Raw genomic sequence first — 15,989 nt, 5'->3', positions numbered from 1 at the left:
TTTATGAAAAGAACAAAAATCGTTTGTACGATTGGTCCTGCGTCAGAATCTGAAGAAATGTTAGAGAAATTAATGAAAGCAGGAATGAATGTAGCTCGTTTAAATTTCTCACACGGATCACATGAAGAACACGCAGAACGTATTAAGTCAATACGAAAAGTAGCAAGCAAACTGAATTTAAATATTGGTATCTTATTAGACACAAAAGGCCCTGAGATTCGAACACATGATATGCAAAACGGTATCATTAATTTAGAAAAAGGCTCAGATGTTATTGTGAGCATGTCACAGGTAGAAGGTACACCTGAGAAATTCTCGGTCACTTATCCTGATTTAATTAATGATATTCATGTTGGTTCATTTATACTTTTAGATGATGGATTGATTGAACTTGAAGTGAAAGAAATTCATAAAGATAAAGGTGAAGTTTTATGTAAAGTTCTAAATTCAGGAGAGCTTAAAAATAAAAAAGGTGTCAACTTACCAGGAGTTAAAGTGAACTTACCGGGTATTACAGAAAAAGATGCACAAGATATTAAATTTGGTATTGAGCAGGATGTTGACTTTATTGCGGCAAGTTTTGTTCGCCGTGCAAGCGATGTTCTTGAAATACGTAAATTACTTGAAGAAGCTCAAAATCATAATATTAGTATTATTCCTAAAATTGAAAACCAAGAAGGTATCGATAACATCGATGATATTCTTGAAGTCTCTGACGGATTAATGGTTGCTCGTGGTGACATGGGTGTAGAAATCCCACCTGAAACGGTACCTATTGTACAAAAAGATTTAATTCGTAAATGTAATAAATTAGGAAAACCTGTAATTACAGCTACACAAATGCTTGATTCAATGCAACGTAATCCACGTGCAACTCGTGCAGAAGCATCAGACGTGGCTAACGCAATTTACGATGGTACAGATGCGGTAATGTTATCTGGAGAAACTGCAGCAGGAGCTTATCCGGAAGAAGCAGTTAAAGCAATGAATAATATTGCAACTGCTGCTGAAAAAGCTCAGGATTATAAAAAATTATTATCTGATAGAACAAAATTAGTAGAAACATCATTAGTGAATGCGATTGGTGTATCAGTTGCACATACAGCGCTTAATTTAAATGTTAAAGCTATCGTTGCATCAACTGAAAGTGGAAATACTGCACGCACAATCTCAAAATACAGACCTAAATCAGATGTAATTGCTGTGACACCTCTAGAAACGACTGCGCGTCAATGTAGTTTAATATGGGGTGTATATCCTGTAGTACGTCATGGTAATTATACAACAGACGAATTATTAAATAATGCTGTTGCAACTGCGATTGAGACAGAACGCGTTCAAAACGGTGACTTAATTATTATTACAGCTGGTGTACCTACAGGTGAATCAGGTACAACTAACTTAATGAAATTACACTTAATTGGTGAAGATATTGCCAGTGGACAAGGTATCGGTCGTTCATCAGTATGTGGACGTACTATTATAGCTGAGTCTGCTAAAGATTTAGAAGGTAAAGATTTAAGTAATTCTATTATAGTTACATCTTCTGTTGATAATGAGCTCGTACCTTATATTGATCAAGCTATTGGATTAGTCACTGAAGAAGGTGGGTTAACATCACCGAGTGCGATTATAGGTCTTGAAAAAGCTATTCCTACAATTGTTGGTGTGGACAATGCTACACAAGATATACCAAATGATGTTCTTGTGACAGTAGACGCTGCACAAGGAAAAGTATTTGAAGGATACGCTAATGTTCTCTAATTAAACTAACATAAAAATAGTTATCATATGAATAGCCGTAAATGTATTTGTTTTATCCAAATACATTTATGGTTTTTTTGTATTATAAAGGTATCGCACGTTCGTCGTGTCATATAAACAGATATATAGAATAAGATTTTCGTGTTATTTTATGATATCAAATCTTTTTATTAATATTGATAATTAATACAAATGATTATAGCTATACTAAATACTCGATATAAATAGTACTTGAAAAGCCCGTCATTACAGTATTTAAAGTTAATGATAATACTTTAACGTTATAAAATTTCAGATAATTCGAAATTCAAGTGTTCTTAAAATGTTCACAAAAATTTAGTTATTGGATATAATGTTATTGAAAGCCATTACAAAGAACGAATATAAAGTAAAGGGGAAATTAATATGGCAGAATTAAAGAGAGGTTTAGAAGGGGTCATCGCAGCTGAAACAAAAATTAGCTCAATCATTGATAGTCAATTAACATATGCTGGTTATGACATTGATGACCTTACTGAAAATGCTGAGTTTGAAGAGGTAATTTTCTTGTTATGGAATTATCGATTACCTAATCAGAAAGAATTAGATGAATTAAAAGAAAAACTACACGGTTATATGACGCTTAACCCACGTATGTATAGTCATTTTGAAGAGTATGCGACAGATGAAGTTCATCCTATGACAGCATTACGTACATCAGTGTCTTATTTAGCTCATTTTGACGAACATGCAGATGATAATGGCGAAAGTGCTTTACAAGAGCGTGCGATTAGAATTCAAGCTAAAGTAGCATCACTGGTTACATCTTTTGCACGCGTACGTGAAGGTAAAGAACCTGTAAAACCGGATCCATCATTAAGCTATGCTGCGAATTTCTTATATATGCTTAGAGGTGAAAAACCAAGTGATGTGGAGGTAGAAGGGTTTAATAAAGCGTTAATTCTACATGCAGACCACGAGTTAAATGCATCAGCTTTTACCGCGCGTTGTGCTGTTTCATCATTATCAGACATGTATTCTGGTGTAACAGCTGCTGTTGGTTCGCTTAAAGGACCTTTACACGGTGGTGCAAATGAACGTGTTATGAAAATGCTTAAAGAAATCGGTTCGATTGATAATGTTGAGCCATACTTAGAGAAAGCATTTAAAAATAAAGAAAAAGTTATGGGATTTGGCCATCGTGTATACAAAAACGGCGATCCACGTGCTAAATATTTAAAAGAAATGAGCCGTAGAATTACAGAAGAAACTGGTCAAAAAGAATTATTTGAAATGTCAATTAAAATTGCAGAAATTATGAAAGAAGAAAAAGGCTTGTTGCCAAATGTCGACTTCTTCAGTGCTACTGTATATCACAGTATGGGTATTGAATATGATTTATTTACACCTATTTTTGCTGTTAGTCGTTCTGCAGGTTGGACTGCTCATATTTTAGAGCAATTGAGAGATAACAGAATTATGCGACCACGCGCTACTTATGTCGGTGAAGTTGATCGTAAATATGTACCGATTGAAGAGCGTTAATATAGATATAATCATATGCTAAATACGATAGTTTTGATGGAGGTATTATAAAATGAGTGAAAAAATTGTAAAAACTGAGAATGGCTTACAAGTGCCAAATAATCCAGTTATTCCATTTATTATTGGTGATGGTATTGGACCAGATATTTGGAACGCTGCCAGCCGAGTACTTAATGAGGCAGTGAAAAAAGCTTATAATGGTGAAAAAGAAATCGAATGGAAAGAAGTTTTAGCTGGTCAAAAGGCATATGACGAAACAGGAGAATGGTTACCTAAAGAAACCTTAGATACAATTAAATCATATTTAATTGCGATTAAGGGACCATTAACAACACCTATTGGTGGAGGTATTCGTTCTTTAAATGTTGCCCTACGTCAAGAATTAGACTTATTCAACTGTTTACGTCCAGTTCGTTGGTTTAAAGGGGTTCCATCACCAGTAAAACGTCCTGAAGATGTTGACATGGTTATTTTCCGTGAAAACACAGAAGATATTTATGCAGGTATTGAATTTAAAGAAGGCTCAGAAGAAGTTAAGAAAGTGATTGACTTTTTACAAAATGAAATGGGTGCTAAAAATATTCGATTCCCTGAAACGTCTGGTATTGGTATTAAACCAGTTTCTAAAGAAGGAACTGAGCGTTTAGTACGTTCTGCTATCCAATATGCGATTGATAATAACCGTAAGTCTGTGACACTTGTTCATAAAGGTAACATTATGAAGTTTACAGAAGGCGCATTTAAACAATGGGGTTATGATTTAGCAGAAAGAGAATTTGGCGATCATGTATTCACTTGGCAACAATATGACAAAATTGTTGATGAAAAAGGTAAAGAAGCTGCTAACCAAGCTCAAGACGATGCTGTAAAAGCAGGTAAAATTATTGTTAAAGACTCTATTGCTGACATCTTCTTACAACAAATTTTAACACGTCCTGAAGATCATGATGTTGTAGCAACAATGAACTTAAACGGAGACTATATTTCTGATGCATTAGCTGCACAAGTTGGTGGAATCGGAATTGCACCAGGAGCAAATATTAATAACGAAACTGGGCATGCGATTTTCGAAGCGACACATGGTACTGCACCAAAATATGCTGGTCTAAATAAGGTAAACCCTTCATCAGTGTTATTATCAGGAGTACTTATGTTAGAACATTTAGGTTGGCAAGAAGCAGCTGATCTAATTACAAATTCTGTTGAAAAAACAATTGCTTCTAAAGTAGTAACATATGACTTCGCGCGATTAATGGATGGTGCGACTGAAGTTAAAACATCAGAATTTGCAGATGAATTGATTAAAAACTTATAATTCATAACGATATTAAAAGCTTAAAAGTGGGATAGTTCAAACTATCCCGCTTTTTTTAAATAAAATGTTAAGTTAATGTAATTACAATATTAAGATATTGTAAAATCGTTTAACTATATATGATTTTTAAGTTGATTTTAAGTTATAATGAAGAAAAAGAATTTTAGGAGGTAACATTATGGCTCAAAAAGTACTTGTGGTGGACGATGAGCAGTCAATTGTTACGTTATTAAAATATAATCTTGAACAAGCAGGTTATATTGTTGAGATTGCAAATGACGGGGAAGAGGCGTTACTCAAAGAAAAAGAAACGCATCCTGACCTTATTGTTCTTGATGTGATGCTTCCAAAAAAAGATGGGATAGAAGTTTGCAAATCAATAAGATCTGATAAAAACCAAGTTCCGATTCTAATGTTAACCGCGAAAGATGATGAATTCGATCGTGTATTAGGGTTAGAACTTGGAGCCGATGATTATATGACCAAACCATTCTCACCGCGTGAAGTTGTTGCACGTGTTAAAGCCATATTACGTCGTTCTTCATATACCCATGCATCAGATCAAAACGATCAAGATGAAGATATTGTTATTGGCTCTATTCGAATTAGACCTGATTTCTTTGAAGTTTATCGAAATGATGAATTACTCGAGCTGACTCCTAAAGAATTTGAACTATTATTATATTTAGTAGAAAGACAGGGGAGAGTTATCACACGTGAGCATATGTTGAACTCAGTATGGAATTACGAGTTTGCAGGTGACTCTCGTATAGTTGATGTTCATATTAGTCATTTGCGAGATAAACTTGAAGAAAATCCTAAACAACCACAATTTATAAAGACGGTTCGTGGATTAGGTTACAAATTGGAGAGACCAAAATAAATGATTAAGTTTTATCATAAGCTATTATTAATACTTACAACAATCACTGTTGTAAGTTTTCTTATATTAGGATTCATAGTACATAATGCCATTTATTCGATATCGGTTGAAGATCAAAAAAATGAATTGACTAAGCAATCGAAACAGATATTAACATTACATCGCGAAAAAAATGATTCAAGAATACAATTATTGGCAGATATCTATAAAGCTAACATGATGATCATCGAAGCTGACAAAAAGGTAAAGTTTAATTCTTCTAAAGATTATGCTATTGAAAAACGTCAAAATGAAATTATTAATCAATTATCTACTCAATCCAATGCATATATTCTTAATGGTAAAGAAGGAGAATATTTGTTTGGGTATACTGAAAAAGGAATTACAATTTTAATTAGTGGTAAGTATACGATGGTTTATAACCTTCAATTAGAATTTTGGAAGTATCTTATTTTAATTGGTATGTTTATCATTGCTTTAATTTACTTCTCAGTGCGTTATATAAATAGAACTTATATTCAACCAATTAATGAAGTATCCTACGCTGCTTCTTTATTGACTGAAGGTAATTATAAGGTGCGTGTTCCTGAAAGTAGTGTTAAAGAAACTCGGGATTTGTATGTCACAGTTAATGTCTTAGCGAGACGTTTAGATGCTTTAAACAAAGCACAAAAAATACAACGTAATCGTCTTGTGACAACACTAGAAAATATACCGAGTGCAATACTCATGATCAGTAAAGATGGTAAAATTGTAATCGCAAATCAAACATACTATGAGATGTTTAATCAGGAGAAAATAGTTGAAAATCAAAATTATCAACAATTTCTGGATAACACGATAAAAAAACTTGTTGTTGAAGGATTTAAAACTGAAAAACCAGTCTATGAACAAATCGAAATTTATATTAATAATATTCATCAAAAGTTTTTCGATGCATCTTGTGTACCTATTTTATCTCGAACACGAAAGAAGCTAGAAGGCATGGTCGTCGTTTTACATGATATAACGAAATTGAAAAAACTTGAAAATTTAAGACGCGATTTTGTTGCTAATGTTTCTCATGAATTAAAAACACCTATTACTTCAATGAAAGGATTTACTGAAACATTAATTGACGGTGCTAAAAATGATCCAGAATCTTTAGATATGTTCTTAGAAATCATTCTTAAAGAGTCAAATCGAATTCAATCTCTCGTTGAAGATTTATTAGATTTGTCTAAAATTGAACAAACATCAACTTTAGAAAAGCATAAGATTAATTTATCTGAAGTTGCTAAGTCCTCATTCTCAGTGATACAACCGATTGCAGATCAGAAGTCAATTGAACTTCAAGAGGAAATTGAATCAGATGTAATGGCTATGGCAGACGAAAATAAAATTTCACAGGTTATCGTTAATTTACTTTCAAATGCAATCAATTATTCACCTCGAGAAAAGTCGGTTAAGTTAAAAGTATTTAAAGAGAATAATTACAGGGTTATAGAGGTTAAAGATGAAGGTATTGGTATGAGTGAAGAGGATAAATATAGAATATTTGAGAGATTTTATAGAGTCGATAAAGCAAGAAGCCGTGATTCAGGTGGAACTGGTTTAGGATTGTCGATTACGAAACATATTGTAGAGGGGTATGGGGGCCACATTGAAGTAGAATCACAACTTAATCAGGGTTCAACATTTAGAGTGATTTTACCAGAATAAAGTTGATAAGCTCAATAGATATAATGACTTAGATTGATGAGATTCAGTCTAAGTCATTTTGATTAAGTACGTGGAAATAAAAGATAATATGGATATACGAACTTCTATGATAAAATGTATACAAATTATGTTGGAGGGAATAGCGTGGATAAATTAGTTTTAATTGATGGAAATAGTCTTAGTTTTAGAGCGTTTTATGCATTACCGTTACTTCAAAATAAGGCTGGAATACATACCAATGCAATATACGGATTTGCAAGGTTGTTAGAAAAAATTATAAAAGAAGAACAACCTTCACATTTTTTAGTTGCATTTGATGCTGGCAAAACTACATTTCGACATGAAACTTATAAAGATTACAAAGGTGGACGTCAAAAAACACCACCGGAATTGTCAGAGCAATTTCCATTAATACGTCAGCTTCTAGATGCATATCATATCCAAAGTTATGAATTGGAAAATTACGAAGCGGACGATATCATTGGCACACTCAGTCTTGAAGCAGATCAAGCTGGAATGGAAACGGTTATTATTACAGGTGATAGGGACTTAACACAACTTGCTTCTGATCATGTCACAATTTACTATACAAAAAAAGGTATTACTGATGTTGATCATTATACACCTGAATTTATTGCTGAAAAATATGGTGGATTAGCGCCTCATCAAATTATTGATTTAAAAGGGTTTATGGGAGATAATTCCGATAACATTCCAGGCGTTGCTGGTGTTGGAGAAAAAACAGCATTAAAACTATTACATCAATTTCAATCAGTTGAAGGTGTTTATGAAAATATTGAAGATGTATCTGGAAAAAAATTAAAAGAAAAGCTTGAAAATAGTAAAGAAGATGCATTAATGAGTAAAACGCTTGCTACTATTGAGCGCCATGCACCCATAGCAGTACAATTAAAAGATACTAAGATACCAGATACAAACGATGAAACACAAAAAGTACAACTTTTTAAGGAACTAGAATTCAAACAATTGTTAGATGCTATGGATCAAAGTGTGGCCGAGTCTGTTGAAAGCACTGAATATTCATTCGAACCAACACCTGACATCGATGTGATTCAATTTGAGAATTTAAATGCCGCGAGTATACATGTTGAAATTGAAGGCGTTAATTATCTAAAAGACACTATACTTAAATTCGGTATATATGATGGACATCATTATGTAGTTGTAACACCAGAGATATTAAAAGAACATGACATGCTTAAACAATGGTTAGAAGATAAAAACACACAAAAATATGTATTTGATGCTAAGAAAACTTATATCGCAATGAAACGTTTAAATATTCAAATTCAAAACATTCATTTTGATGCGATGTTAGCAGGATATTTAATTGATCCTTCTCACACAATTGATGATGTTCAATCAGTTGTCAATTTGTATGACGTCAATTATGTAAAAGAAAATGTATCAGTATATGGAAAAGGTAAATCATTCCAAGTCCCTGATGCAGAAATTTTAAATCAGCATATTGCAAGTATATTGAAGGCAATTCACGATGTACGACCACGAATGTTAGAGATTTTAGAATCACATCAACAACTTGTTTTATTATCAGACATTGAGTTGCCACTTGCATATATTCTTAGTGAAATGGAGTACGTTGGTGTATACACAGATAAAGATACACTTAAAGAAATGGAAAAAGAATTGCAAGCTAAATTGGATGAATTGGTTGCTGACATTCATGAAAAAGCAGGAGAGTCTTTCAATGTGAATTCACCAAAACAATTGGGGGTTATTTTATTCGAAAAACTCCAATTACCAATCATTAAAAAAACAAAAACTGGTTATTCAACAGCAGTAGATGTATTAGAAAAGTTACGAAATGAACATGAAATTATCGAGTCTATATTAAAGTATCGTACATTATCAAAGTTACAATCAACATACGTTGAAGGCTTGCAAAAAGTTATTTGGGAAGATGGTCGAATTCATACACGATTTAACCAAACATTAGCACAAACTGGACGTTTGTCTTCTGTTGATCCTAATTTACAAAATATACCAATTCGTCTTGAAGAAGGGCGTAAAATACGTAAAGCTTTTAAATCAGCTAATCAAGATACGGTTATTTTTGCAGCAGACTATTCACAAATTGAATTAAGAGTATTAGCTCATATTACGGGTGATGCAACATTACAACACGCATTTATAAATAATGAAGATATTCATACCACAACGGCTATGAAGGTTTTTGGTGTAGCTGAAAATGAAGTAACTTCATTGATGAGACGTCAAGCTAAAGCTGTAAACTTTGGAATCGTTTATGGTATAAGTGATTATGGATTAAGTCAAAATTTAGGTATATCACGCAAAGCGGCTCAAACTTTTATTGATGATTACCTTGATCATTTTCCTGGTGTTAAGCAATATATGGAAAGTATCATTCAAGATGCAAAACAAGATGGGTATGTTGAAACATTATTAAAACGTCGTAGATATATACCAGATATTACAAGTCGTAACTTTAATAAACGAGGATTTGCTGAGCGCACAGCGATGAACTCACCAATACAAGGTAGTGCTGCAGATATTATAAAACTTGCGATGGTACATTTCCATGAGGCTATTCAACAATCGGATTTTAATGCGACACTTTTATTACAAGTGCATGACGAACTCATTTTTGAAGTCCCACAATCAGAAGTAGAAGCATTCCGTGAGTTTATTGAAAATATTATGGTTAATGCATTAGAATTAGACGTTCCTCTTGAAGTGGAATCCAATTATGGCAAAACGTGGTATGATGCAAAATAGAAAGAGGTTTTAAAAAGAATGCCAGAATTACCAGAAGTAGAACATGTGAAACGTGGACTTGAACCAATTGTTTTAAATCAAAGGATAAGTGATGTTGAATTTTCGGATAAAGTTATCTCAGGAAAGTCACAAAACAAAGAAACAATTATTAAAGGGATAAGTCTTGAAGATTTTAAAATAAATTCAATAGATTACCGTATTACATCGATTGAAAGAAGAAGTAAATATTTATTTTTCTACCTTCAAAAAGATAATGATGAACGAATTTTAATTTCTCATTTAGGGATGTCAGGTGCTTTTTTTGTCGTACAAACGCTTGATGATATAGCAATTTATAATTATAAAAAGCATTGGCAGGTTATTTTTCATCTTGAAAATGGTTTGAAGCTTGTATACTCGGATATTCGTCGTTTTGGAGAAATTCGAAATGTAAGTGATTTGAGTGTTTATCCTTCAGTATTAGAAATTGCTCCTGAACCGTTTACCGACGAAGGTTTAGTACATTACTTAAAGCAATTTGATATTAAAAAATATCAAGAAATGCCAATTAAACAAATGATTTTAGATCATAAAGTGATTGCAGGATGTGGCAATATATATGCCTGTGAAGCATTATTTGATGCCTCAATCAATCCGCATACTAAAAGTAAACATTTAACATCAAAGGCTCGTGAACAGCTTTATGAGAGTGTTATTAAAGTACTAAATATGGGTATTGAGAATGGAGGTACAAGTGTATCAGACTATGTACATGCTGATGGACAACGTGGATCAATGCAAGATCATCTAAAAGTGTATCAACAAGATCAATGTTCAGTATGTGGTAGTGCTATAAAAAGAGAAACAATTGGTGGACGTAACACACATTATTGTCCTAATTGTCAACATTGAAAAGGATGAGTAAAATATGCCAAAAGTTATTGGATTAACAGGTGGTATTGCAACGGGTAAATCAACAGTTGCTGAACTTCTAAAAATACATGGATTTAAGATTGTAGATGCAGATGTTGCATCACGAAAAGCAGTTGAAAAAGGTTCAGAAGGTTTAAAAAAAGTGCAAGAAGTATTTGGAGATGAAGCACTGACTGATGATGGTGAAATGGATAGAGCGTATATTGGGCAACAAGTCTTTTATAGTGACGAAAAAAGAGCGCAATTAAATCGAATTGTTCATCCGATTGTAAGTCGTATTATGTCTAAAGAAAGAGATGAATATCTTAAAGAAGGGTATAATGTAATTATGGATATACCTTTGCTTTTTGAGAATAATCTTGAAAAAACTGTAGATGAAGTATGGTTAGTTTACGCATCGGAACCAATTCAAATCGATCGTTTAATGGAGCGTAATGATTTGTCTATTGAAGATGCGAAAGCTCGAATCTACAGTCAAATCTCTATTGATAAAAAAAGTCGTATGGCAGACGTTGTCATTGATAATTTAGGCACAAAACTAGAACTTAAGCAAAACCTAGAAAAAATACTTGTTGAGAAAGGTTTTATAGAATCATTTGATTCATTGAGTGATGAATCTTCGTCATCATAAAATGTATTTTAGATTATTAATTTTGAACGTACAGTATCCGCATAAACTGTACGTTCTTTTTTTATTTTGAGTCATATTTCTTTTGGAATGAGGTCTATTTAAATCATAAAACAACTTAACAGTGAATATAATTACACAAATAAAGTGAAATTGATATTAGAAAACGATTTCATTTTAGAATTATTATGATATACTTATCTGTATAAAGTATAACACATATCTAAGGAGTGCTTTTTCAAATGACGACAAAGATTGCGATTAATGGTTTAGGCCGTATTGGCCGTATGGTTTTAAGAATTGCATTAAATAGAGAGGATATCGAAGTTGTAGCAATCAACGCAAGCTACCCATCAGAGACTATTGCGCATCTTATCAAGTATGACACAACTCATGGCCGCTTCAATAAAAAGGTTGAAGCAGTTGAGAATGGTATTAAAGTCGATGGAAAAGAAATCAAATTGGTTTCTGACCGTAATCCTGAAAATTTACCATGGAAAGATTTAGGTATTGATGTTGTTGTTGAGGCAACTGGTAAATTTAATCATGGCGATAAAGCAATCGCACACATTAATGCAGGAGCGAAAAAAGTTTTATTAACTGGCCCATCTAAAGGCGGAGAGGTTCAAACGGTAGTAAAAGGTGTGAATGATGATACGTTAGATGTTGAAAAGTATGACATATTTAGTAATGCATCATGTACTACAAACTGTTTAGCGCCAGTTGCTAAGTTATTAAATGACAAGTTCGGAATTCAAAATGGATTAATGACAACAGTGCATGCTGTTACTAATGACCAAAATAACTTAGACAATCCACACAAGGACTTACGACGTGCTCGTGCAGCGTTTGAAAGTATTATTCCAACATCAACTGGTGCAGCTAAAGCATTAGCACTAGTTTTACCTGAATTAGAAGGAAAAGTTCACGGTATGGCATTACGTGTTCCAACGAAAAACGTTTCATTAGTAGACTTAGTTGTAGATTTAAATCAATCTGTAACTAAAGACGAAGTTAACCAATTATTCAGAGATAACGATTTAGATGGCATTGTAGATATTACTGATGAGCCATTGGTGTCAGATGACTTTAATACTGATGCGCATTCGGCAATCATTGATGCTCAATCTACAATGGTTATTGATGATAAAAAAGTAAAAGTACTCGCTTGGTATGATAACGAGTGGGGTTATTCTACACGTGTTGTTGACGTATTACAAATCATTGCTGAAAAGTTATAAGGTTTTTTATATAAAAGGTTAGCATTCTGTTTTCAGAGTGCTAACCTTTTTGTGTTGGTTCTATACTTTTAATGGTTAGTGAAGTGTTTATTAGCTACTATCAATTTAATTTTAATAAAATTATATTTTGCATTTATTAAGGATGTTAACACTTGACCTGTTGAACTTTTGAAATAGTGATGTTTATAGTATAATAGAGCAAAATTAGACATGAAGAAGGTGAAAAGTCGTGAAATGTCCCAAATGTAATCATACGCAGTCTAAAGTTGTTGATTCTAGACATGCTGATGATATGAATGCAATTAGAAGAAGAAGAGAATGTGAAAATTGTGGTACACGTTTCACAACTTTTGAACATATTGAAATGAGTCCATTAATTGTAGTAAAAAAAGATGGTACAAGAGAGCAATTTAACCGAGAAAAGATTCTAAATGGACTTGTACGTTCATGTGAAAAAAGACCTGTTGGATTTCAACAATTAGAAGAAATCACGAATCGTGTTGAGTGGAAGTTGAGAGAAGATGGCGTTGCAGAGGTTTCTTCACTTGATATTGGTGAATATGTTATGGATTTATTAATGCAAGTGGATCAAGTATCGTATGTACGTTTTGCTTCGGTTTATCGTGAATTTAAAGACGTCGATCAACTTCTTCAATCAATGCAAGGTATATTAAAAGAAAATAGACGGAGTGAGTAGAATGACGATATCAAGATTTCAATCTCAGTTAAGTCCTCATGATGGTTTCACCGTGATCCGGCACTTTCAATATAATACAGATCATTATGAAATTTTGAATCGTTTGTTTACACCATTAATAGGGGCGACAGCCATAGGTATATATCAATTTTTAAATCAATTTAACGATGGCTCTCAAAAGCAACAAATTACACATTACACGATAATGACAGAGCTTAAAATGAATTTAATTGATTTCAGAGAAAGTTTGGACTTGCTTGAAGGTTTAGGGCTATTAAAAACATTTGTGAAACATACGGATAATGTTACACAATTTGTATATGAATTGTTACCGCCACCTTCAGCATTTGACTTTTTTAATGATCCAATGCTATCTATATATTTTTATGAAGTTGTAGGAAAAGAACGTTATCTGTCTCTGAAAAATTATTTTATACCTAAACGATTTGATTTAACAGGTTATACAGAAGTTACTAAAAAGTTTACAGATGTATTTAAAGTACCTAAACACGTCGAGGTAAGTCCAGCACATGATTTAAAAACAACTCAGTATCCAGGACTTGATTTAACAGATGTTGCATTTGATTTTGAGTTATTAGCAGATATGTTGCAGTCACATTATGTGAGTCGTAGCGTGTTATCAGAACCTAATAAATCTGTGATAAATCAATTAGCGACACTTTATCGTTTATCTCCAGATGTGATGAAAACAATTATATTAAAATCTCTAAATAGTGATCAAAGTTTATCGATTAACCAATTACGAAAGCAAGCTAAGCAATATTTTCTTATGAACAACCATCAGCAACTCCCTTCATTACAGGTGAATAAAAAGCCAGTTCAAAAGTCTACGTACAAAAAAGATGCTGAATCTGTTTCGAGTTGGGAAGAATGGTTTGATTTAATGGATGAATTAAGCCCAGTGGTAATGTTGACCTCTTATGGCGGATCAGAACCTCCTAAATATCAAAAAGATATGATTGAAGAGTTAATGCAGCGAGAGGGATTCGGATTCGGTGTCATAAATATTCTGTTACAGTATGTTATGCAAAAAATAGATAACAGCTTACCTGAAAAATATGTGTTTTCTGTAGCATCTACATGGAAAAAAAGTGGTGTAACAGATGCGAGATCTGCTTATGAAAAAGCAATGGAGACACAAAAGAATGAAGAACTCGCTCAACAAAAACGTCATACTAAAAATAGTCGAACTCAACGCTCTAATTACTATCAACGTAAAGAAAAACAACCAAGATGGGTCACGCATCCTGAGGAATTCGAACAAAAAAGTGAAGATCAAGAAGCGTTAGCTAAAGATAGAGAAGCTTTCTTAAACAAATTAAAACATAAGCGTCGGGCAGGTGAGAAGTAATGCAACAGTTTAATCAAATATTTGGCAATAATCCAGCACTTCAAAAAAGAATAGAAAAAATTAAGCGACAAGTATTAGCAGATCCAGATGTTAAACAATTTTTAAATGATCATCAATCAGAAGTTACATCACAAATGATTGATAATGATTTAAATATTCTGCAAGAGTATAAGGATCAACAAAAATATTATACGGATAATCATACTTACGAGAACTGTCCCAACTTTATTAAAGGGCATATTCCAGAACTTTATATCGAAAACCACCAAATTAAAATTCGTTATTTACCATGTCCATGTAAAATAAGACATGATGAAGAGAAAAAACTGAGTAGCATGATTACATCATTTCATATGCATCCGGACACACTTAATGCCAAAATTAAGGATATTTATATGACCCGACGCAATCGTTTAGATTTAGCTATGAAGCTAGATGATGTTATTGACGCAATAATTGAACATCGTACTACAAAAGGGTTTTATCTGTATGGTGAGTTTGGAACGGGTAAGTCATTTATACTAGGTGCCATTGCGAATGAATTAAAAGACAATCGTATTCCATCAATGATTATTTATGTTCCAGAATTTATACGTACATTAAAGAATGGTTTTCAAGATGGCTCAACAGCTAAAAAAATAAAACAAGTTCGTGAAGCAAAAGTGTTATTTTTAGATGATATTGGTGCTGAAGATTTGACACCATGGGTTCGTGATGAAGTATTAGGGCCTATTTTACATTATCGAATGATTCAAGAACTGCCTACATTTTTTAGTTCAAATCTAGATTTAACTGAGTTAGAAAATCATTTATCGGATACTAAGCAAGGTATAGATGGTATGAAGGCACAACGTATAATGGAACGAATTAAAACTTTAAGTGACCCTTATCAACTTGAAGGTGAAAATTATAGAAGAAAAAGTATTGAAAATTAAAAAAATAGGGGTATAATAGATTTATCAGAATATATTTGTAAAATTAGAGGATATGGTATGACATGTAATACTGTACAGAGAGCTACGGATGTTGAGAGTGTGGCCAGTAACTTGTTATATTACTCCCTTGTTTAAATGGTATTTGTAATGAATACCCGGCTCAAGACCGTTATCTTATGTAGAGATGAGACTCAATATAGTATGTAGAAATATACGATGAGAGTCTTAAATTAGGGTGG

General features: G+C 33.0%; 12 protein-coding genes. All 12 read left to right on the top strand.

What is annotated here, in order from left to right; all coding sequences use genetic code 11:
- The first annotated feature begins 3 nt into the window (after positions 1-3).
- Positions 4-1,764: a pyruvate kinase gene (gene pyk / locus HHH54_RS01265; RefSeq protein ID WP_198617013.1), complete on the top strand. Its 1,761-nt coding sequence runs from the start codon at positions 4-6 to the stop codon at positions 1,762-1,764.
- A gap of 405 nt (positions 1,765-2,169) precedes the next feature.
- Positions 2,170-3,288 (top strand): citrate synthase, encoded by a 1,119-nt coding sequence (locus tag HHH54_RS01260; protein ID WP_198617012.1) that lies wholly within the window; start codon positions 2,170-2,172, stop codon positions 3,286-3,288.
- Between the two features lie 52 nt (positions 3,289-3,340).
- A complete protein-coding gene (icd, locus tag HHH54_RS01255; protein ID WP_198617011.1) occupies positions 3,341-4,603 on the top strand; it encodes an NADP-dependent isocitrate dehydrogenase in 1,263 nt (420 codons plus the stop codon).
- A gap of 178 nt (positions 4,604-4,781) precedes the next feature.
- Positions 4,782-5,486 (top strand): response regulator transcription factor, encoded by a 705-nt coding sequence (locus HHH54_RS01250; protein WP_198617010.1) that lies wholly within the window; start codon positions 4,782-4,784, stop codon positions 5,484-5,486.
- The gene (pnpS, locus tag HHH54_RS01245) at positions 5,487-7,187 is read left to right on the top strand and encodes a two-component system histidine kinase PnpS (protein ID WP_198617009.1); all 1,701 of its coding nucleotides are present in this window, start codon (positions 5,487-5,489) and stop codon (positions 7,185-7,187) included.
- 144 nt (positions 7,188-7,331) lie between these two features.
- Entirely contained in the window at positions 7,332-9,965 is a 2,634-nt protein-coding gene (gene polA / locus HHH54_RS01240) for a DNA polymerase I (RefSeq protein WP_198617008.1), read from the top strand.
- Positions 9,966-9,983: 18 nt separating this feature from the next.
- Positions 9,984-10,856, top strand: a complete 873-nt coding sequence (mutM, locus tag HHH54_RS01235) for a bifunctional DNA-formamidopyrimidine glycosylase/DNA-(apurinic or apyrimidinic site) lyase (protein WP_198617007.1) — start codon at positions 9,984-9,986, stop codon at positions 10,854-10,856.
- A gap of 16 nt (positions 10,857-10,872) precedes the next feature.
- Positions 10,873-11,508, top strand: coding sequence for a dephospho-CoA kinase (coaE, locus tag HHH54_RS01230; RefSeq protein ID WP_198617006.1), 636 nt, complete (start codon positions 10,873-10,875; stop codon positions 11,506-11,508).
- A 239-nt stretch (positions 11,509-11,747) separates the two neighbouring features.
- Positions 11,748-12,746 carry a glyceraldehyde-3-phosphate dehydrogenase gene (locus HHH54_RS01225; RefSeq protein ID WP_198617005.1) on the top strand — a complete coding sequence of 333 codons (999 nt, stop codon included), beginning with the start codon at positions 11,748-11,750 and terminating at the stop codon, positions 12,744-12,746.
- Between the two features lie 229 nt (positions 12,747-12,975).
- Entirely contained in the window at positions 12,976-13,443 is a 468-nt protein-coding gene (gene nrdR / locus HHH54_RS01220; protein ID WP_198617004.1) for a transcriptional regulator NrdR, read from the top strand.
- A 1-nt stretch (position 13,444) separates the two neighbouring features.
- The gene (gene dnaB / locus HHH54_RS01215) at positions 13,445-14,815 is read left to right on the top strand and encodes a replicative helicase loading/DNA remodeling protein DnaB (RefSeq protein WP_198617003.1); all 1,371 of its coding nucleotides are present in this window, start codon (positions 13,445-13,447) and stop codon (positions 14,813-14,815) included.
- Positions 14,815-15,750 carry a primosomal protein DnaI gene (dnaI, locus tag HHH54_RS01210; protein ID WP_198617002.1) on the top strand — a complete coding sequence of 312 codons (936 nt, stop codon included), beginning with the start codon at positions 14,815-14,817 and terminating at the stop codon, positions 15,748-15,750. The genes dnaB and dnaI overlap by 1 nt, the downstream gene beginning before the upstream one ends.
- Positions 15,751-15,989 lie beyond the last annotated feature (239 nt).

Source organism: Staphylococcus canis, assembly GCF_016238445.1.
Classification (GTDB): domain Bacteria; phylum Bacillota; class Bacilli; order Staphylococcales; family Staphylococcaceae; genus Staphylococcus; species Staphylococcus canis.
This window is presented reverse-complemented; position numbering and strand designations above follow the sequence as displayed.